Origin of the sequence: Thermococcus sp. GR5, from assembly GCF_012027535.1 — an archaeon.
In the GTDB taxonomy this organism is placed as follows: domain Archaea; phylum Methanobacteriota_B; class Thermococci; order Thermococcales; family Thermococcaceae; genus Thermococcus; species Thermococcus onnurineus.
Genome location: NZ_SNUN01000001.1, coordinates 297003 through 314267 on the forward strand (window position 1 = coordinate 297003; position 17265 = coordinate 314267).

General features: G+C 51.2%; 19 protein-coding genes. 7 read left to right on the forward strand and 12 right to left on the reverse strand.

What is annotated here, in order from left to right:
- Nucleotides 1-22: 22 nt before the first annotated feature.
- Nucleotides 23-1162 carry a site-2 protease family protein gene (locus E3E33_RS01420; RefSeq protein ID WP_167711277.1) on the forward strand — a complete coding sequence of 380 codons (1140 nt, stop codon included), beginning with the start codon at nucleotides 23-25 and terminating at the stop codon, nucleotides 1160-1162.
- Here E3E33_RS01420 and E3E33_RS01425 read toward each other — a convergent pair.
- On the reverse strand, nucleotides 1159-1896 hold the full coding sequence (locus E3E33_RS01425) for a hypothetical protein (protein WP_370519837.1): 738 nt from the start codon (nucleotides 1894-1896) through the stop codon (nucleotides 1159-1161). The genes E3E33_RS01420 and E3E33_RS01425 overlap by 4 nt on opposite strands.
- 97 nt (nucleotides 1897-1993) lie before the next feature.
- Between E3E33_RS01425 and E3E33_RS01430 the strand changes: the two genes are divergently transcribed.
- A complete protein-coding gene (locus E3E33_RS01430) occupies nucleotides 1994-2965 on the forward strand; it encodes a TIGR00269 family protein (RefSeq protein ID WP_167711275.1) in 972 nt (323 codons plus the stop codon).
- Nucleotides 2966-3103: 138 nt separating this feature from the next.
- Here E3E33_RS01430 and E3E33_RS01435 read toward each other — a convergent pair whose 3' ends face one another.
- Both E3E33_RS01435 and pcp read right to left on the reverse strand, forming a co-directional pair.
- Nucleotides 3104-5098, reverse strand: coding sequence for a DUF460 domain-containing protein (locus tag E3E33_RS01435; protein WP_167711274.1), 1995 nt, complete (start codon nucleotides 5096-5098; stop codon nucleotides 3104-3106).
- A gap of 50 nt (nucleotides 5099-5148) precedes the next feature.
- Nucleotides 5149-5751 (reverse strand): pyroglutamyl-peptidase I, encoded by a 603-nt coding sequence (gene pcp, locus E3E33_RS01440; RefSeq protein ID WP_012572652.1) that lies wholly within the window; start codon nucleotides 5749-5751, stop codon nucleotides 5149-5151.
- Nucleotides 5752-5812: 61 nt separating this feature from the next.
- Here pcp and E3E33_RS01445 point away from each other — a divergent pair, with 61 nt between their 5' ends.
- Together E3E33_RS01445 and E3E33_RS01450 are read left to right on the forward strand one after the other, a co-directional pair.
- Complete coding sequence (locus tag E3E33_RS01445; RefSeq protein ID WP_167711272.1) at nucleotides 5813-6925, forward strand: NAD(P)/FAD-dependent oxidoreductase; 1113 nt, start codon at nucleotides 5813-5815, stop codon at nucleotides 6923-6925.
- A gap of 9 nt (nucleotides 6926-6934) precedes the next feature.
- The gene (locus E3E33_RS01450; RefSeq protein WP_167711270.1) at nucleotides 6935-7285 is read left to right on the forward strand and encodes an ASCH domain-containing protein; all 351 of its coding nucleotides are present in this window, start codon (nucleotides 6935-6937) and stop codon (nucleotides 7283-7285) included.
- 68 nt (nucleotides 7286-7353) lie between these two features.
- Here E3E33_RS01450 and E3E33_RS01455 read toward each other — a convergent pair whose 3' ends face one another.
- Nucleotides 7354-8853: a carboxypeptidase M32 gene (locus E3E33_RS01455; RefSeq protein ID WP_167711269.1), complete on the reverse strand. Its 1500-nt coding sequence runs from the start codon at nucleotides 8851-8853 to the stop codon at nucleotides 7354-7356.
- Nucleotides 8854-9003: 150 nt separating this feature from the next.
- Between E3E33_RS01455 and E3E33_RS01460 the strand changes: the two genes are divergently transcribed.
- Nucleotides 9004-9843, forward strand: a complete 840-nt coding sequence (locus E3E33_RS01460; RefSeq protein ID WP_167711267.1) for a carbohydrate kinase family protein — start codon at nucleotides 9004-9006, stop codon at nucleotides 9841-9843.
- Here the strand turns inward: E3E33_RS01460 and E3E33_RS01465 are convergent.
- From E3E33_RS01465 to E3E33_RS01485, 5 genes are all read right to left on the reverse strand, one after another.
- On the reverse strand, nucleotides 9840-10265 hold the full coding sequence (locus E3E33_RS01465) for a hypothetical protein (protein ID WP_167711265.1): 426 nt from the start codon (nucleotides 10263-10265) through the stop codon (nucleotides 9840-9842). The two genes, E3E33_RS01460 and E3E33_RS01465, sit on opposite strands and share 4 nt — an antisense overlap.
- On the reverse strand, nucleotides 10262-11488 hold the full coding sequence (locus E3E33_RS01470) for a DUF58 domain-containing protein (RefSeq protein WP_048055188.1): 1227 nt from the start codon (nucleotides 11486-11488) through the stop codon (nucleotides 10262-10264). The genes E3E33_RS01465 and E3E33_RS01470 overlap by 4 nt, the downstream gene beginning before the upstream one ends.
- Before the next feature lie 90 nt (nucleotides 11489-11578).
- A complete protein-coding gene (locus E3E33_RS01475) occupies nucleotides 11579-12532 on the reverse strand; it encodes a MoxR family ATPase (protein WP_167711262.1) in 954 nt (317 codons plus the stop codon).
- Nucleotides 12501-12953 carry a hypothetical protein gene (locus tag E3E33_RS01480; RefSeq protein WP_167711259.1) on the reverse strand — a complete coding sequence of 151 codons (453 nt, stop codon included), beginning with the start codon at nucleotides 12951-12953 and terminating at the stop codon, nucleotides 12501-12503. Before E3E33_RS01480 ends, E3E33_RS01475 begins: the two co-directional genes overlap by 32 nt.
- Entirely contained in the window at nucleotides 12940-13800 is an 861-nt protein-coding gene (locus E3E33_RS01485) for a DUF4129 domain-containing protein (RefSeq protein ID WP_012572643.1), read from the reverse strand. Before E3E33_RS01485 ends, E3E33_RS01480 begins: the two co-directional genes overlap by 14 nt.
- A 69-nt stretch (nucleotides 13801-13869) precedes the next feature.
- Here E3E33_RS01485 and E3E33_RS01490 point away from each other — a divergent pair, with 69 nt between their 5' ends.
- Nucleotides 13870-14364, forward strand: a complete 495-nt coding sequence (locus E3E33_RS01490) for a DUF2118 family protein (RefSeq protein WP_012572642.1) — start codon at nucleotides 13870-13872, stop codon at nucleotides 14362-14364.
- Between the two features lie 39 nt (nucleotides 14365-14403).
- Here E3E33_RS01490 and E3E33_RS01495 read toward each other — a convergent pair whose 3' ends face one another.
- Nucleotides 14404-14697 carry a hypothetical protein gene (locus E3E33_RS01495; protein ID WP_012572641.1) on the reverse strand — a complete coding sequence of 98 codons (294 nt, stop codon included), beginning with the start codon at nucleotides 14695-14697 and terminating at the stop codon, nucleotides 14404-14406.
- Nucleotides 14698-14819: 122 nt separating this feature from the next.
- On the opposite strand from E3E33_RS01495, the gene E3E33_RS01500 reads away from it, so the two are divergent.
- Nucleotides 14820-15311, forward strand: coding sequence for a peptidylprolyl isomerase (locus E3E33_RS01500; RefSeq protein WP_167711256.1), 492 nt, complete (start codon nucleotides 14820-14822; stop codon nucleotides 15309-15311).
- Here E3E33_RS01500 and E3E33_RS01505 read toward each other — a convergent pair.
- Together E3E33_RS01505 and E3E33_RS01510 are read right to left on the reverse strand one after the other, a co-directional pair.
- Complete coding sequence (locus E3E33_RS01505) at nucleotides 15285-16190, reverse strand: type II secretion system F family protein (protein WP_167711253.1); 906 nt, start codon at nucleotides 16188-16190, stop codon at nucleotides 15285-15287. The genes E3E33_RS01500 and E3E33_RS01505 overlap by 27 nt on opposite strands.
- Nucleotides 16191-16195: 5 nt before the next feature.
- Nucleotides 16196-17263, reverse strand: a complete 1068-nt coding sequence (locus E3E33_RS01510) for a type II secretion system F family protein (protein ID WP_012572638.1) — start codon at nucleotides 17261-17263, stop codon at nucleotides 16196-16198.
- Nucleotides 17264-17265 lie beyond the last annotated feature (2 nt).

Consider the following 17265-nt stretch of genomic DNA (forward strand, 5'->3'; position numbering starts at 1 on the left):
AACGCTTTATTAGGTGACTCAAATGAACAGCACGCTCACCATGATGATCATTGGCATCCTAGCATTTTGGGCCGTGCTCTACGCCCTCTTCGGGAGAAAATACAATGAAGAGAATGAAGAGGGCTTGGCTGTTGACCTTTTCATAGCCATGTGGCGAACAAAGAAACTGTTAGGCTTCATAGACAATCTCGCCCATAGATGGAAGCGCTTCTGGAGGGTTTATGGAGATATAGGAATAGCCCTCGGCTTCCTTGGCATGGCCTATGTCTTCTACGCCCTCCTAAAGACCGCGATGAATACAATACAGACCGGAGGCGAGCAGGCCGGAGTCCAGCTTGTGATACCAGGCATTACGATTCCCCTCTCATACGGCCTGATAGCCCTTGTAGTTGTCATGGTCGTCCACGAGCTGAGTCATGGAGTAGTCGCAAGGGCTGAAAATCTGCCCCTAAAGTCAGTCGGCTTGGTTCTTCTCGCCGTAATCCCCGGTGCCTTCGTGGAGCCCGACGAGGAGGCCCTTGAGAAAGCCCCACTGAGAACGAGGCTGAGGGTTTACGGCGCAGGCTCGCTCGCCAACATAGTGACGGCTTTGATAGCGGTTCTCATAATCAACTTCGCAATAACCCCGGTTCTCCAGCCGGCAGGAATACTCGTCTCTGGAGTCCTTGAAGACGGTCCCGCTTACGGCGTTCTCCAGCAGGGGGATGTAATAATCGCAATGGACGGTCAGCAGATCAAGGACATGGAGCAGTTCATTAAGTTCATGAACACGACTAAGCCAGGCCAAGTGCTGACAATCACCGTATTGAGGGGCGGGAATGAAATAAACCTCCAGCTGAAGCTCGGAGCGCACCCGGATAACCCGGAAAGGGGTTATATTGGTATTTATCCAGCACCACACTACGTCTCAAAGGTAGGACACGAGAACATAATCTTTCCGCTGTTCTTCACGTTCTACTGGATATACGTGCTCAACCTTGGAATTGGCCTCATGAACCTCTTCCCACTCGTTCCATTGGACGGTGGCAGGATGCTCGATGATGTAGTCAAGACGTATCTTCCGGAAAATGTGGCCAAGCCCGTAAGGTACTTCACGATAGGAGTCGGATTGTTCCTCCTAGCGCTGAACCTGTGGCCGGCCCTAAGGGGTATTATGGGCTAAGATATCCTTATTTTACCTCCTTTTATCTGGAATTTATAAGCTCCCGGCTCAAAGTCAGGTAGTGGAGATTTTCTTATGATCATCTCTTCGTATTTCAGGTCACCAGAACGAAACTCGACAATATACTGACTGTACAATGCCAGCCAAGACATGTATCGTTTTGACACACGATCTTTGTTTAGCAACCAGATATTTATTGGTCTCTTCCTGTTTTCAGTTATTCTCGCGGTTTCTTTTAATGCAAAAATTTTCTGATTTATGCGGATTGAAGTACGTTCCCCCATTAGAAATCCAAATCCGTCGGATGTTACCACTAAACCCACCGGCCTCCTGTCCTTTACATCTTCCTTGAGCAACTGCCTGTAAGTCGCAACATACTTTGGAACGAAGGTAGATACATCCAAATTTGGTAAAGTACGCACGTAACGATGAGGGTATTTTAACTGGTCATATGACGCAAAGATGTCAATAACACCCAAATTTCCACGTTCTCCCTCATGATATATATCGATACCAGCAAAGTTTAGCCCCATATTGAGAGCAGAAAGAGGGAGGACAGTATTTATTATTACCCCAAAATCACCCATGTCCATTCTATTTTTTAGAATCTTAGCACCAAGGGTCCATCCGACAGAATATGTATCATAAACAATCAACAAAACGGAGTCTTCTAAAAGCCCACCACCTATAAGTCTATCAAGCTTCTCTATACCAGTGCTCAACACCGCCCCCACCAATACTTTTTTGATTTAAACGATATTAAATATTTTGATAGAGTAACTCCCAATGTGAATTTTTTTAAGCTCACGAGATTATCCACTTGGGGATAACATGAGATGCTCTAAATGCGGGAGACCAGCCGTCTACCATGCACGCTACACGGGAAGGTACTACTGCAAGAAGCACTTCAACGAGATGGTAGAGAAGAAGTTTAAGGAGACCGTTAAGAAGTACAGACTCGTAGAGAAGGGTGAGAGGATAGCCGTTGGCGTGAGCGGCGGAAAGGACAGCGTTGTTCTTCTCCATCTCCTTGCTAAGCTCCAGAAAAAGTTCCCCTTCGAGCTGGTGGCGGTGACGATAGACGAGGGAATAGCCGGCTACCGTCCACCGAGCGTGGAGATAGCCAGAAGAAACGCGGAGAAGCTCGGTATAGAGCATCATATCTATTCGTTCAAGGAATACATAGGATTCACCCTCGACGAAACAGTTGAGATAATGGGAAGCTTTGAGAAGGGTGAAAGAGTCGGAGCCTGCTCCTACTGCGGAGTTTGGAGGAGGTGGCTTCTCAACCACGCGGCCAAAGAGGTGGAGGCTGATAAGTTAGCCGTCGGCCACAACCTCGACGATGAGGTTCAGATGTTCATAATGAACATACTTAGGGGAGACATTGCCCGCTTGGGCAGAACCGGGCCTTACTACGAAGAGATTCATCCTGAGCTTGTTCCAAGAATAAAGCCCCTCCGCGAGATTCCCGAGAAGGAGATAATACTCTACGCAGTGCTGAACGAGATTGAAGTCGATTTGAGCGAGTGCCCCTACGCTGTCGAAGCCTTCCGCGCCGAGATAAGGGACTGGATCAACGAGATGGAAGAGAAGCATCCAGGAACCAAGTACCAGATTCTCAGGAGCTACGACAAACTCTTCCCTCTCATAGCAAAAACCTATACCAAACGGACGAGCGAGCTTAACCGCTGCAAGATATGCGACCAGCCGACAACGGGCGAGATATGCAAGGCCTGCCAGTTCAGGTTACAGGTAGAGAGAAAGGCTAGGGAAAAGGGGCTGACCTTCAGAATGGAATAGAAGAGGGTTCCTTCAGAGGCCTGCTTGATGTGCTCGAAGTTCTACAAGGTAATCGCCGATAGACCTAGAACTACAGTTAAAATAACGGAAACGGAGCAAAGGAAATAACAGAGTACCCAGCGACGTTGAAGAAGGTCCTCAGCGAGATTTAGACTCGTCCTCAGCTTTTCTAATCAGCTCTTTGGCCCTCTCAATGCGGTACTCCTCAATAAGGCGGAGGAACTTTTCAGTTTCCCTTTCGCGGTCTTCCTCCTCCCACTTCGCCAAGAGTTCCTCGATGGCCTTCTCCAGCCTTTCCCTCTCCACGACGGCAAACTCGTCAACCCTCTTGACGTCCAGCTCTTCAGAGGTGAAAAATGGTACGTGAGCTTCTCTGAGAATCTCAGCGACGGCTTGAGGCAGGGGCTTCTCGGTTATCAGCGCACGGATTTTCTTTTCGATCAGGGACTCCGCTATGGCTTTTCCAGCTCCAGCGGGATTAACTACGAAGAGGACGTCACCCCTCCTTATGCCTATCTCCCTCTCAAGCCTCTCGAGTTCGCGCCAGCTGAGAACCTCCATGACCTTGAGCGGAACTGCACTTCCCCGTATCTCAACGACGTTCATCCGCTTAACTTGAGCCAAATCCCTGCTCAGCCTTTCAATTATCGCCTTGGCCTCTCTAAGTTCCCTCTCAAGCCTCTCTATGCGCTTGACCTTAGCCTCAAGCTCCCTCTCGCGGAGAACCTTCCTTCTGACCTCCTCGTCATAGTCAACAAGCCTGCGCTCGAGCCGCCCTATCATCTTCCTCTGCTCCTTTATGATTTCCCTCAGCTCAGCGTTTTCCCTCTCGAGGAACTCAATCCTCTTTTCAAGCTCGCGAATTCTCTTCAGGTATGGTTCGAGATCAACACTCGGCTTTTCCTCAGGCTTCTCCTCTTCCCTCTTTGGCCTCTCACGGAGGGTTACGCGCTGCATAGCCTCGCCGAGGTTGTAGCCCTGAATCACAAGGGCCTTGATCTCATCCGCCTTTTTGATCAGCCCGGCTTCCCTCAGCTTCGCCTCTACATGCTCCAGCTTGGGCTTCAGGCGAAGGTAGGCCTTATAGGCTGCAGCCAAGGCGTCGCGCTGGTGGTCGTCTTCAACGCTTACACCGAGGTTTCTCAAAAGCTCGTTTTTCTCCTCCACGCGGAGGCTCTCCCTCGGGACGAAGAGCTGGGCCTTAAATGAGCGGGCTATCTTCTCGACGAAACCAGGGGCAGGATTAACATCGGTTGCCACTATTACCGGATGACCGACGTCGCTTATGAAGCGGAAGACCTCGCCGACAGGCATGTTCCTCTCGCTGTGGAGAGCTACTATGTTTCCGCTTAAATCGATAGCCGCTATTCCAACGGTTATTCCCGGATCTATGCCGACTATTATGCTTCTGCGCTCCTCTATGGCCCTCTCGCTCTTCAGAGGAGCAAAACCCAGCTCGGCCCTCTCGACAGGGTAAATTCTAACCTCGACGTCGCCGCCGCGCATGGGTCTTATTAGGCCAGCCAGCTCTTCCCTGCTCGCGTAGACCTTAAACTCGCCCTTCGCCAGACCGTAGTCCTTCTCTTCAACTTCTAAATCGAAGGGAACGTCGGCCCTCCTCAGCCTGTCCTCTATCTCCCTAACCTTGTCTCTAACCAGGTTGTGGACACGCTTTCTATAGCGGTCCTGGCTCCAGCCGCCTTTCCCATGGCTCCTCCCCCGCGTCACCTTGATTATAACCTCGTCCTCAAAAGCCAAAACCTCATAACCTATTCCTTTCGAAGCTAGGAGAGCGCAGACTTTAGCTTCTTCGTAGGGGTCGAACTTGTCGGTTATCCTTATCCCATGCTCCCTCGCGAGGCCCCAGAGGGAGCGCTGTTCCCCAGGTCTCCCCGTCACCTGGACAAGCTTCGTTCCGCTGGGTAGTGCCCGGAGGAACTTTCTCAGGTCGTCACCCAGCTCGGTAACGCTGTCCATGGCAACCATATCCGGTCTCTTGCTCTGGATGAAGCGGATTAAGCGGTACAGAGTGAACTCACCCTTCCTCTCTACTCTACCGTTGAACCAGCTCACGACGGCAAACCTCTTTGGATGCTCGCTTATTATGTCAATTCCGAGGATTAGAATAGGCACCACCCTCAAAGGGTTTTGTAAAAAGTTAGAGGAGTGTCTTAAAAAGGTTATCAGGCTTTCAGCGAGGTTTTAATGATAACCTCATAGGCCTTCACTACCGTTTCTAAGGCCATTGAAGGCCTCGGCTTATCGAGGGCCTGCTCATGGATGAAAGGCACGTGGATGAAGCCGGCTTTGGTTTCCATTCCTGCGACGGCTATCGTATGGAGGACAGTGTACATAGCCGTGTTGCAGACGTAGGTTCCGGCGGTGTTTGAAACGGCCGCGGGTATCTTTGCTTCCCTCAAAGCCTTCACGATGGCCTTTATTGGAAGTGTGGCAAAGTATGCATCCGGTGCCCCCTCAAAAATCGGCTCGTCTTCCGGTGTGTATCCCTCATTGTCGGGCATCGTCGAGTCCATGACGTTTATTGCAACTCGCTCTACTGTGATGTTCGGTCTCCCGCCGGCCTGCCCGGTCAGAATGACCAGATCCGGCTTTGTCTCCACTATGAGCCTCGGCAGGAGCTCCCTAACGCCCCTGAAAGTAACTGGAAGCTGGCGCTTTATCAGCTCTGCACCGGCGATCTCGTCCGGCAGCCTCCTGACTGCCTCCCACGAGGGATTTATTTCCTCCCCACCAAAGGGCTCGAAACCAGTAATCAGCACCTTCATGATGACCACCGAAAAGGTTAGGTTTTTAGGTTTAAAAACACACTCAGCTTGAGGGATGAGAATGAGGTACGACGTTCTTATAATCGGTGGCGGACCCGTTGGCAATTATCTCGCTAACCTGCTCGCGAGGGACTTCAAAGTAGCGGTGGTGGAGAAGAAGGGCTCCTTCGGGGGAAAGGCCTGCACCGGGATAATAGGGGCCGAGAACTTCGAGAGGCTCGGTCTTCCGGAGGAGGCCATCCTCAACAAGCTTAGGGGAGCAGTCTTCTACTCCAGAATACAGAGCTTCGAGATTGAGAGAAAATCACCGCAGGCTTACCTTGTCGACAGGAAAATCCTTGAGAAGAGCCTCGCCGAGAGAGCCGTTAGGAGGGGAGCCGATTATTACATGAGCACAACTTTCTTAGGCTTCAAGAACGAAAGGGCAGTTCTTCAGAGGTTCGGCGAGAGGTTTGAGATCGAAGCTGGCTTCTACGTTGGCGCCGACGGCGTGAGCAGCACCGTGGCAAAAGCCATTAGAGCTCAGACAAAGGCGGAGTTCCTGAGCGGCTACGAGGTCGAGGTCGTTGGTGAGTTCAAACCTGACTTCGTAGAGGTATGGGTGAACAAGGACATCAACGAGGAGTTCTTCTTCTGGGTGGCGCCGGTAAACGAGAGTCTGGCCAGAGTCGGAACCTTCGGAGGCCTTGAAGCACTCTACAAGTTCCTCAAGATCCGGATGCTCAAGCCGGACGCTGTGGTCGAGTTCAAGGCCGGAAGCGTCGGTTTTGGCGTGAGAAAGCCCTGGATAAGGGGGAATGTGGCGCTTATAGGCGATGCGGCACTTCAGATAAAGCCCACGACGGCGGGAGGAATAGTCTTCGGGATGATCTGCGCCCACGCCCTTAGAAGCGCCCTTCTCGAAGGCAGGCCCGAGGAATACGAAAAGCTGTGCAAGAACATAAAGAGACAGATATCCTTCGGGCTTCGCTTCAGGAAAGTCTTCAGGGGCCTGAGTCAGGACGACATCGAAAAGATTTTTGAGGTTCTCGGAAGTGAGGAGGCAAGGGAGGTAATAGAGAGTCAAGCTGACTTCGATGACCATGTTAAGACCACCAAAGCCATACTTAGAAGGCCAAAGCTCCTTGCGAAGCTCCTGAGGATAAGCCCGAGCATCGTCAGGTACCTCGTGTGAGGTGGGAGTATGGTAACGTGGAGAATGGGTCTTCAGGAGGAGTACCTCAAGGCGATAGCCGAGGGCAGGAAGAAGGTCGAGGGAAGGCTCTACGACGAGAAGAGGCAGGGGATAAAGCCGGGCGATACGATAATCTTCGAGAACAAGCTCATGGTGGTCGTGAAGGACATCAGGGTTTACTCCTCCTTCAGAGAGATGCTGGAGAAGGAGGGTCTTGAGAACGTCTTACCAGGGGTAGAGAGCATCGAGAAAGGTGTGAAGGTTTACAGAAAGTTCTACAGCGAGGATAAGGAGAAGAAGTACGGTGTTGCGGCGATAGAGGTAGAGCCTATTGGGTGGGTTGGGGAAGAGAATCCATAACCCATGAGGAGCACATCAATCCAAAATTTCTTTTAGAACTTCACAAACAGGAAAAGAAAGGAGAAACCTCAGAGGTACCTCTCCTTCACCCAGCGGACGAAGTACTCCGGGTTCAGCTCCTCTCCGATGGCCTTCTTTAAGAGCTCCTTCGGTGGGTAGATGCTGCCCCAGCGGTGTATCTTTTCCCTCAGCCAGGCCTTGATGGGCTCGAACTCGGCTCTGGCAACCTTCTCCTCGAAGTCCGGAATGTCCCTCTTCATGTGGTAGTATATCTGCGCTGAAAGGAGCGTTCCGATGCTGTAGGTCGGGAAGTAGCCGACCGTCCCGTGGGCCCAGTGGATGTCCTGGAGTATTCCCTCGGCGTAGGTCTTGGGCCTTATGCCGAGGAGCCTCTCCATCTCCTCGTTCCAGAGCTCAGGGAGATCTTTCGCCTTGACGCCCTCGTTGAGCATCATCCTCTCGAGCTTGAAGCGAAGGAGTATGTGGAAGTTGTAGGTTACAACATCAGACTCTGTCCTGATGAAGTCCGGCCTGACCATGTTGAAGTAGAGGTAAACATCCTCGGGCGTGTAGTTGGCCATGAACGGCAGGTTTTCCTTGAGCACTGGGTGAATCAGCTCGGCGAACTCCCTGCTCCTTCCGATTACGTTCTCCCAGAACCTGCTCTGGCTCTCATGGATTCCAAGGGAGACGCCTCCAGCGATTGGGCTGAACATGAAGCGCTCATCCTGCTGGAGCTCGTAGAGGGCATGACCGAACTCGTGGACGGTGCTCAGTATGGTCCTCCTAAAGTCGTAGCCCTCATATCTGGTCGTTATCCTGACGTCCCTTATGCCAAACTCCGTGGTGAACGGATGGGCCGAGACGTCAAGCCTCGAGCGGACGCCGAGCGGAAAGCCGAACTTCTCCAAAATCCAGAGGTTAACGCGCTCCATCTGCTCCCTCTCGTACTTCTCCTTTTCGAGCGGGTGGCTCTGCGGGACCTTTCCCTCGTCCATTATCTTTTCGAGGAGCGGCTTGAGCTCCTTCTCCAGCTTTTTGAACATTCTTTCGACGTCTCTTGTGGTTGTCCCCTCCTCAAAGAGATCGAGCAGGGCATCGTAAGGCTCGTCCTCGTAGCCGAGGTAGTCAGCGGCCCTCTTGGCGAGGTCTATGATTCTGTCGAGCCAAGGCTCGAACTTGGAGTAGTCGTTGGTTCTTTTAGCCTCTTCCCATGCTTTCGTTGCCTGGCTTGTTACCTCGCTCATCTCCCTGAGGAACTCAGGTGGGAAGGACTTGCTTATCCTGATTGAGCGGTCGAGGACGCGAACGACGCCGCGCTCGTACTCGTTGAGGTCTTCGATTCCCTTCGCCTTCTCGACGAGCTCGACGAACTCAGGCTTGAGGAGGAACTCCTGGCTGAGAACGCTCAGCTCGCCCTGGGCAACAGAGCGCTCGAGTATGCCCTCTCTAGGCATGTTAACCTCCATGTCCCAGCCAAGGACGCTCCGGGCGTGGCTAATGGCCCAGATGCGCCTATACTTGGCGAGAATCTGCTTGATGGTTTCGTTCTGGAAGATTTCCTCCATGGCAACCACCCCACTGTCTTTGATTCAGCATTGGAATTAGGCTCTTTTAATCTTTTCGATGAGCATCTGAACGGAGGGGTAGAAATCGATTACTCAACCGGAAATCGCTTAAAGACCGGTTCATAATGATGGCCAAAATAAAAGACGGTGATGAGGATGGACCTCGTCGTGCTCGGTCATGTCTCAATAGATCATCTCAGGTTTCCGGGCAAGGAAGAGATACTCCTTCCGGGAGGAGCTGCAACGGCAGTGGCGACTTCTGCGGCTCTAGCAGGGGCCAAGGTGGGCCTCGTTACCAAGGTGGGCGAGGATTTCCCGGGAGAGTGGCTGGAGAAACTCTCATCGATCCTTGACGTTAGAGGCGTTCAGGTTCTCCCGGGAAGGACGATACATATCTACATGATATACCATGAGGACGGAAGCGTGGATGCACCCGTTGACATGGGAGTTGCCCAGGCCATGGGGGAGACACCCATTCCCGAAGAATATCTCAAAACCAAACTCTTCCACATAGCCCCCATTCCCCCAGGGGAACAACTGAAAGCCATCAAAAGGCTCGAAGGGAAAAGGATAAGCATTGACTTCAACCCGACCTACATGGAGGACTACAAGAGGAAAACCAAACTTATGAAGGAGATAGTCTCGCGCGTTGAGGTTATCTTCCCCAACGAGAGGGAGGCGTTAACGATAACGAAAGCCGAGACCGCGGAGGAAGCCGCAAAGATTCTCCACGACTGGGGCGCGAAGCTGGTGGTCATCACAAGGAGCGAGAGGGGAGTTTTAATCTACGATGGAACCTTCAAAGAGTTCCCGGCACTCCCAATAAGTCCCGAGGAGATAGTGGATCCGACCGGGGCTGGAGATGCATTCGCGGGTGGCTTCCTGGCGGGATACTCTAAGGGAGCACCGCTCGAGGAGTGCGTTAGAACGGGTCTCGAGAGAGCCCGCGAGATCCTCAAAAAGATGGGGAGCTGGAGCATAGAGGTTTAGCTCTCAGCAACGGCCTTCGCGAAGACGTACAGTGCTATGAGCAGGAAAGCGGCCAAGGCAGTAACCTCGAGCCTCGGAAGGGCAGGGGAGATGCTCTCCATGAGGAGATAAGTTGGAAAAGCCAGCACCACCGCAGCTAAGACGACGAAGTAATGCTCCTTTGGAGCCCTCTCCCTGTCGAGGTAGCCCATCTCGATGGCCAGAAGGGTTAGGGCTATTATCGCGAGGCCGTAAAGTCCGCCGGTGCGTGTGTATATCAGGAATGCCCCAACGGTCACGAGAAAGAGGGAGCCGATGAAGTACCACTGGATTCCCATAAGGCCAAGGGGGATTAGGAAGAGGATCCTGCCGTCAATCCTCGCCAGCAGCGCAAAGAGGAGAGCCAATGGAATCACTGAAAAGAGCCGCCTCTTTATCTTCATAGGCTTATCACCTCTGCTATCGCAGACTTGAGGGGCTTCCTGACGTCCCAATCGATTATTATTCCATAGGCTGCCATCTTCCTCAGCATGGCCTTTCTCTGAAGGCTGAGAAGCTTTAATGCGAGCTCCTCTTCCCTGCTCTTCGGCTCGAGGGCCGTGTATGGGTTGGGACTTATGACAACGACGTTGTAGCCGTACCTCGCCATGGTTTTAAGCGCCTCCCTGCTCTCTTCTGCCAGGAGGGGCGAGAAGTATAGCAGCTGAGCCCTCGCCGGAAAGCGGGACTTTATGAGATGCTCAACCTGGTAGGCAATCAGGTTGTTCTTGTCCGGCTTTGCAGTGCTGAGAAAATCAACACACTTGAAGAAGTGCCTCTTTCCGTAGTCTATCCGGACCCAGAGGGGGACTTCTTCAGCTAAGAGCAAACCGAAGCTCGTGCCGTTGTTAAGGGCGTCGAGCATGAGCGAGGCAGCAGCACGGACGAGATAGTCAAAGACGAGCTCTCCCGTGTAGGAGGAATCGACGATGAAGACGACGTCCACCTTCCTCTCGCTCTCGTACTCGTTGGCCATTATCCTTCCAGTCCTTGCAGTGGCCTTCCAGTTGATTATCTTGAGCGGGTCACCGGGCTGGTACTCCCTTATAGCGTGGAACTCGACACCTTCGCCGACCCTTGGCGACGGCAGTGGACCGACGGTTATCTTCGTTCCCCTCGTGGAGTATGGGGTGGGGACGTCCTCTATGATGGGGACGCCAACGATTTCAGTGTAGAGTTCAATCTTCTTATCAACCTTGAAAAAGCCGAAGGGATCACGGTAGCTGAGACCGACCCAGTTGAACTCGTGGATACCCCTCTTTACCCTAACTCTGTATCTCAGGATTCTCTCCTCACCCTTCTTTAGGGAAATCACATACTCCTTGCTACCCTCTACAAGCTCAAGCCCTTCTGGTATGTTCTCCACAAGCTTAAGGCTCGGAATCCTCTCGCGGGACTTTATCCTGAGCTGGATTTCGACTTCGGTGCCCTCCAGAAAACGATTGTGGGGAATAATACGCTCTATCTCAACGTTCAGGCTGGGCTTGAAGAAGAAAACGGCTATGAAGAGCAGCCAGAGGATTGGAAGAGTAAGGTAAACCATCTCCCAGCGGAGCAAGAGAAAGGCAAAGAGGACAATGAGCCACAGGGCTATCAGTATCTCCTCGGCTTTCTCGGTGGGCATCATTCTCCCAGCTAGTCCTGCAGGCTTTTCCCTTCCCTTAACGTTCGTCGGGGTCCGGAGTATGACCTCACCGCTCTCGGCCACTCTTCCACCTCACTCGAACTTGGGAACGGGAACGCGCTCAAGGAGCTTCTCCATGATGCTCTCCTGGCTGACCTTGGTGTACCAGAGCTCGCGCTTGAGGATGAGCCTGTGGCTCAGGGCAGGAACGGCTATCGCTTTAACATCGTCGGGAATCACGTAGTCCCTGCCCTCGAGTGCGGCATAGGCGCGGGAGAGCTTGAGGAGGGCGAGACTTCCCCTCGGAGAGGCACCGACCTCTATCTCCCTTCTGTCCTCCCGGGTGGCGATGACGATATCCGTTATGTACTCAAGGATGGCGTCGCTGACGTAGACATCCTCGATTGCCCTCTGCATCTCCACGACTTCCTCAGGAGTAAGGATGGAGTTTATGTCTACTTCCTCCTTCTTTCTGGCCATTCTCCTGCGGAGTATCTCGATCTCCTCGTCCTTGCTCGGGTAACCGACGCGGAGCCTAACCAGAAACCTGTCGAGCTGGGCCTCTGGCAGGGGATAGGTTCCCTCCTGCTCTATCGGGTTCTGGGTGGCTATAACTATGAAGGGCTTGGGCAGCTCGTAGGTCTTACCCTCCACTGTAACCTGTCTCTCCTGCATCGCCTCGAGGAGTGCACTCTGGGTCTTCGGAGGGGCACGGTTTATCTCGTCAGCGAGGAGGATGTTGGTGAATATCGGCCCCTTCTTGAACTCGAACTCGAGCATTTTCTGGTTGAAGACGCTCACGCCAAGAATGTCACTTGGAAGTAGATCTGGAGTGAACTGAACGCGTTTGAAATCAAGACCCAAAGCCTTGGCGAAGCTCTTCGCCATCAGGGTCTTTGCGAGACCCGGAAGATCCTCGAGCAGTACGTGGCCATCAGCGAGTATCGTTGTCAGGATTAACTTGAGCACCTCGTCCTTTCCTACTATGGCCCTCTTGACCTCTTCCAAGACCAGATTACCCTTCAGGCTTACCTCTTCTACCTTCATTTAGATCAGCCTCCACAATCTTGAGTGCCTTTTCAAGGTTGTCAAGAAAGTCCCGCTCCGAGCGAAGAGCCTTCAATGCCTCGTTCGGCTCGGAGAGGAGTGAGCGGTAGGTTGAGTTGTAATCGTCGGAAAGGGTCGCGTAGATGTCTATTATCTTCTCCTCCACAAGAGAGCGGGCGACTTTACCAGTTTTGGCCTTGTCTATGAGGGCGATGGTCCTGTCGACGTCTGTCTTTCTTTTCACCTGCATCGAACGTCTCAGCCTGGGTCTCGCCACTCGTATCTCTATGCCAAAGAGAAAGAACGCCAGAAAGATCCCAAGGAAGAGAACCGCTAACCATCTGACCATGTACGAACCCGCAATTGTAGCTATAAGCAACAGAACGGCACCGACGATGACCACGGCTTTATGTAGCCCCATTCAACGCACCCCGCATCTTTCTGTAAAGCTCGAGGGCTTTCTCCGCATCGTCCCATGTAACCTTCTCGGGGGCATACTTTGCCTTTTCAAAGAGCTTCGTTAAACCAACGAACGGCTCTTTGAATAGGGACACGTTCACGTTCCTCGCGTGCTCCCAGTGGGTCCAACTCTTCCTATACGGTATTCCCAAGACTTCGAGCCAGAGGACGGCGTTCTTGTATATACCAACAACAGCCTCCTTCGGGTCGCTGAACATGTCGAGGCCGAGCTCATCGAGCTTTTTATCGAACAGCTCTGCCCTCTCGCACATCTTCTTCCTTTTCCTCTTCCTGAGGGCCTCACGGTAGTAGACAACGGCAAAGTAAACCGCTCCCACTATGAAGATCGCGACGAAGGCGTAGAGCAGATAGTTAGTCTGAGGAGAAACCGTTGGGGTTGTGTTTGCGAAGGTGTTGTTGTAGTAAAGGGGAGACGGTGGGGTTACTGTCTCACCGATGGAGGTGTTGTTGAGGGTCTCGTTGAAGGATATGTTAGGAAACAAGGGCAGCGTTTTTTGGTTTCTACCGAAGTATACGTACCCCAGGGCCCCAATCCCCATCACGATCCAGGAAATCACGTACCGGAGCTTGTCGACCTCAAACTCTCTCCTGGAAGTTGAATCGCGCCAGCTGAGAAAGAGAAGGAAGAGAATTACCGCCGAAACTATAGCGGCGGCAATTACCAGAAAGCCTGTGAACGGGGCGGGGCTTTTTTTCAGCTCTCCGGTTTTAGTATCGTAGCTCAACAGAAGTGTCATCAATGAAAATAGCAGTCCAAAGAGGGTTAGAAATTTTACCCTAGTGGACATTTTTATCGGGTGTAGTATGGAGGGCAGGTTTAAAAACTTTTACCCCTAGGTAAAGGTCAGGTGATATGTATGGAGAAGATGCCAAAGCTTTACGTTGAAGTCCCCAAAGAGGGGTGTATCGAAAACAACAAGGCTTCGAGGGACTGTCTCATCATAATGAACAACGTTGAGGTATGGCTGAGGAAAGGTGAGAGTGTTCCAGAGTTCATCGACGTCGAGAAGGCCAAGTTCCTCGCCAAAGAAGTCTACGACAGGTTCTACCTTCACGTGGACAGACTCAAGGGCAGGATGGAGGTGGATGCCGTCCTTGTGCTCCCAGACGGGAGGACAAGAATATACCTAAGGAAGGGCGACGAGCTTCTCCTTCTCCCGGTCGAGGGCTACACTAAAACCCTCATAGCCAACGTGGGCAATCGCGTCAGAACCGGTGACGCCTTCGCAGCGGTAACGACAAAGAAGGGCGAAGTCCACTACCTTAAGCCTCCCAAGACAGGAACGGTTGTCTTCATTGACGAAATAACCAACAGACCGCACTACGTCTACTACATTCTTCCGGAAGAGTAGTCCCCACCTTTGTCTAAATTTTTAGACGTTGGTAGGGATTCACTCTTTCATCCCAGCTATCATGGCGTCTATGCTCGACTTAAGGGCAAGTTTTATGCCGTCCATTGGATCCAGACCTTTGATGGTTCTCGTATTGTTTGCGCTTGTTATTATGAGAGACCACTGGAAGATACCATCTTTGAGGAGCCGGCTCTGAAACATGGCTATAAACTTCTGCCCATCCTTCGAGACCTCAAGGATCTCAATGTCTGTGTCTCCGAGCTTTGTGGCGTAAACCTCCTTGATCTGGAGGTCCTTATACTCCTCCCGGAGTCTATCTGAAAGACATCCCATTTCGTATACCTCAACCTTAGAATTAGCTTGTTATTCTTCTATATATTACCTCGCTTCGTTAATAGAAATCGTTATAAGGGCGTGCGTCCACTCCTACTGAAACACTTTTGGAGTTGAAGGAAATGAAAGTAGAAGTTGGAGATTTTGTGGTGTTCAACTACATCGGAAGATTTGAGGATGGAGAAATTTTTGACACGAGTTACGAGGATATCGCAAAGGAGAACGAGATATACGTGGAGGAGAGGGAATACGGGCCCCTCGGAGTTAACGTTGGCGTTGGTGAGATAATACCCGGTCTTGACGAGGCACTTATCGGAATGGGGATTGGTGAGAAGAAGACCATCACCATACCACCCGAAAAAGGCTACGGCATGCCAAACCCGGAACTAATCATTGAGGTACCCATAGCCGACTTCTCAAGCGTTGGCATAGAGCCCATCGAGGGTATGTACGTAATGACCGATTCAGGAATAGCCAAGATAGCAAAGGTTGGATCGGATAACGTTACCCTCGACTTCAACCACCCGCTCGCGGGCAAGACCCTTGTCTTTGAGGTCGAGATAGTGGACATACAAAAGGTTAAAGAATCAGAGGCCTCCGATCTGGAAGCTTGATGCTCCTTGGAATATTACAACGCCCATTACCACAAGCAGCAGGCTGTATTTAAGGCCTGCTGAGAACTTTCCTTCTCTTATAACGCCAATTCCAAGGCCAGAGACTATCGCCTGTAGAACGACAAAGCCAAGAAGTATTGTTTTTATAGTGTCTATTGGGAATGTAATTTCTCCAGTGCTCATGGCTCCCATGACCTGAGAGACTATGCCAAGGATTAGGGGGCCTATGAATCCACTCGTGACTATGAAAAACATCACCTGCATCCCTGTTGAGGCCTTGCGCTCCTTTTTGATTCTGAGTATTTCTCTGACGTCGTTTCCAACGAAGACAAGGATATCACTCATAGGGGCACCCCTTTCAATGGCCTCAATGATAATCATCATGGATCTGTAGATAACAGTAGACTTCCTGTTCCTTATGGCAAACGCTCTGAGGGCTTCGACAGTTGAACGGCCCTTCTTTATCTCGGCAACAGTTTTCTTGAACTCCTCTGTTAGTGCACCAAACTTGGCCGTAGTGAGCTCTTCAAGTGCCTCAGAGAAGGATATACCCGCCCTGAGGGAGCTTGCCAGATAGAAAAATGCATCCGGAAGCATCTTCTCCATTTCCTCAATACGCTTGGTTATTTTCCAGTAGGGATAGCCAAAGGCCATGCCAAGAAACAGCGCCAAGAACGCGGCGAGTGCATAGAGTGTAGTAAGGAACAAATCAACCACGAGGGCTCCAATTATCCCTACAAGGAAAGACACAACGAGATACTCGACAGCCAGAAAGTTTATTCCAGCGGAGTATATGAAAACTTCATAGCGCTTTAACCACATCTTTGGAATAAGCCGTTCAATAAGTCGTGTTGAAAGTGATGACAGTCTTCGGGGCATCTTTTTCACCTCGGCTCTCCCTTCTTAATCATATTGACTATGATGAACGACAGTGCCGGAAATGCAAACAGCAAAATCACTGCAAGGGTCTCAGGCGGCATTATGAGCGACTGTGCCATTACTGACCCCGCTAGGATTCCGACGACGAACATCGTTGGCATGACTATGGTTATGAACATGTAAATGAAGGCTATACCGTTGACCCTCTGAACATACTCTATCAGCTTCATCCTGTACTCAAAGGCGAAATCTTCTGCCATCTTGTAGAGGACTTCCGATAGGTTTCCACCAAACTTCACAGCTCTAAGGATCTGTTTAACAACCCTGCTCACATTTTCTGAACTCATCTTCTCGTCGAACTTCGTTAAAGCCTCTTCAAAGGAGGAACCTGTTCTCATGTCTCTGAGTATGAGCTCAAACTCCTCAGAGATGACACCGTAATCGGCACGTGCAACTGATAGTATTGCCTCGGATATACCAACTCCCGCACTAAGGAGTGATGCCATGTGTCTAAGCGCATACGGCATCGCTCTCTCAACCTCGACGACCCTGCGTTTCCACATCATTTTAGGATACTGCCTCATGTATATGAAGCCACCAATGAAACCAAGAATGCCAATTAAAATGGATGTATCTATCGGCATGTAAATGAGGTATGAGAAGAGGAACCCAAAAATACCCGAGAATATTGCAACACTAAGCATGAGGGCAACGTACTTATCCTTGGGCATCAAAATGCTGGCCCTGTATAGATCCTGATCAAGGCCTTTAAAGAAGCCTGTGAGCGACTCTATTGGGCCTCTAAAATAGCGGAGCATTGTTTCTGCGAGCCTCTCCGAGAATGGTTTTTGGATCTCCTGTTTTCTCCATTCGAGAATTTCTTCTATTTCTTTTTCCTTGTCTACTGCCTCTGTCCTTTCCTTTTCAATCTCTTTTTGAAGCTCCTTAAGGGCCCTCAACCTTTCCTGAACGCTTTTACCTTTTGGGATTCTTCTAATAGGCTTTTCAGTTACTTCAATGGTCTTTCCACCTAGTCGCTCCAAAAAGTCTGAGAACGCTTTAACGATGTCCACGA

What these genes read in the sequence shown, in the direction of transcription:
- pcp (WP_012572652.1), bottom strand. Translation starts at nt 5,751, where the DNA reads ATGAAGGTGCTGATTACTGGTTTCGAGCCCTTTGGTGGGGAGGAAATA.
- E3E33_RS01495 (WP_012572641.1), bottom strand. Translation starts at nt 14,697, where the DNA reads ATGGGATGTCTTTCAGATAGACTCCGGGAGGAGTATAAGGACCTCCAG.
- E3E33_RS01505 (WP_167711253.1), bottom strand. Translation starts at nt 16,190, where the DNA reads ATGCCCCGAAGACTGTCATCACTTTCAACACGACTTATTGAACGGCTT.
- E3E33_RS01490 (WP_012572642.1), top strand. Translation starts at nt 13,870, where the DNA reads ATGGAGAAGATGCCAAAGCTTTACGTTGAAGTCCCCAAAGAGGGGTGT.
- E3E33_RS01500 (WP_167711256.1), top strand. Translation starts at nt 14,820, where the DNA reads ATGAAAGTAGAAGTTGGAGATTTTGTGGTGTTCAACTACATCGGAAGA.
- E3E33_RS01430 (WP_167711275.1), top strand. Translation starts at nt 1,994, where the DNA reads ATGAGATGCTCTAAATGCGGGAGACCAGCCGTCTACCATGCACGCTAC.
- E3E33_RS01475 (WP_167711262.1), bottom strand. Translation starts at nt 12,532, where the DNA reads ATGAAGGTAGAAGAGGTAAGCCTGAAGGGTAATCTGGTCTTGGAAGAG.
- E3E33_RS01485 (WP_012572643.1), bottom strand. Translation starts at nt 13,800, where the DNA reads ATGTCCACTAGGGTAAAATTTCTAACCCTCTTTGGACTGCTATTTTCA.
- E3E33_RS01465 (WP_167711265.1), bottom strand. Translation starts at nt 10,265, where the DNA reads ATGAAGATAAAGAGGCGGCTCTTTTCAGTGATTCCATTGGCTCTCCTC.
- E3E33_RS01420 (WP_167711277.1), top strand. Translation starts at nt 23, where the DNA reads ATGAACAGCACGCTCACCATGATGATCATTGGCATCCTAGCATTTTGG.
- E3E33_RS01455 (WP_167711269.1), bottom strand. Translation starts at nt 8,853, where the DNA reads ATGGAGGAAATCTTCCAGAACGAAACCATCAAGCAGATTCTCGCCAAG.
- E3E33_RS01470 (WP_048055188.1), bottom strand. Translation starts at nt 11,488, where the DNA reads ATGATGCCCACCGAGAAAGCCGAGGAGATACTGATAGCCCTGTGGCTC.
- E3E33_RS01460 (WP_167711267.1), top strand. Translation starts at nt 9,004, where the DNA reads ATGAGGATGGACCTCGTCGTGCTCGGTCATGTCTCAATAGATCATCTC.
- E3E33_RS01450 (WP_167711270.1), top strand. Translation starts at nt 6,935, where the DNA reads ATGGTAACGTGGAGAATGGGTCTTCAGGAGGAGTACCTCAAGGCGATA.
- E3E33_RS01445 (WP_167711272.1), top strand. Translation starts at nt 5,813, where the DNA reads ATGAGGTACGACGTTCTTATAATCGGTGGCGGACCCGTTGGCAATTAT.
- E3E33_RS01480 (WP_167711259.1), bottom strand. Translation starts at nt 12,953, where the DNA reads ATGGGGCTACATAAAGCCGTGGTCATCGTCGGTGCCGTTCTGTTGCTT.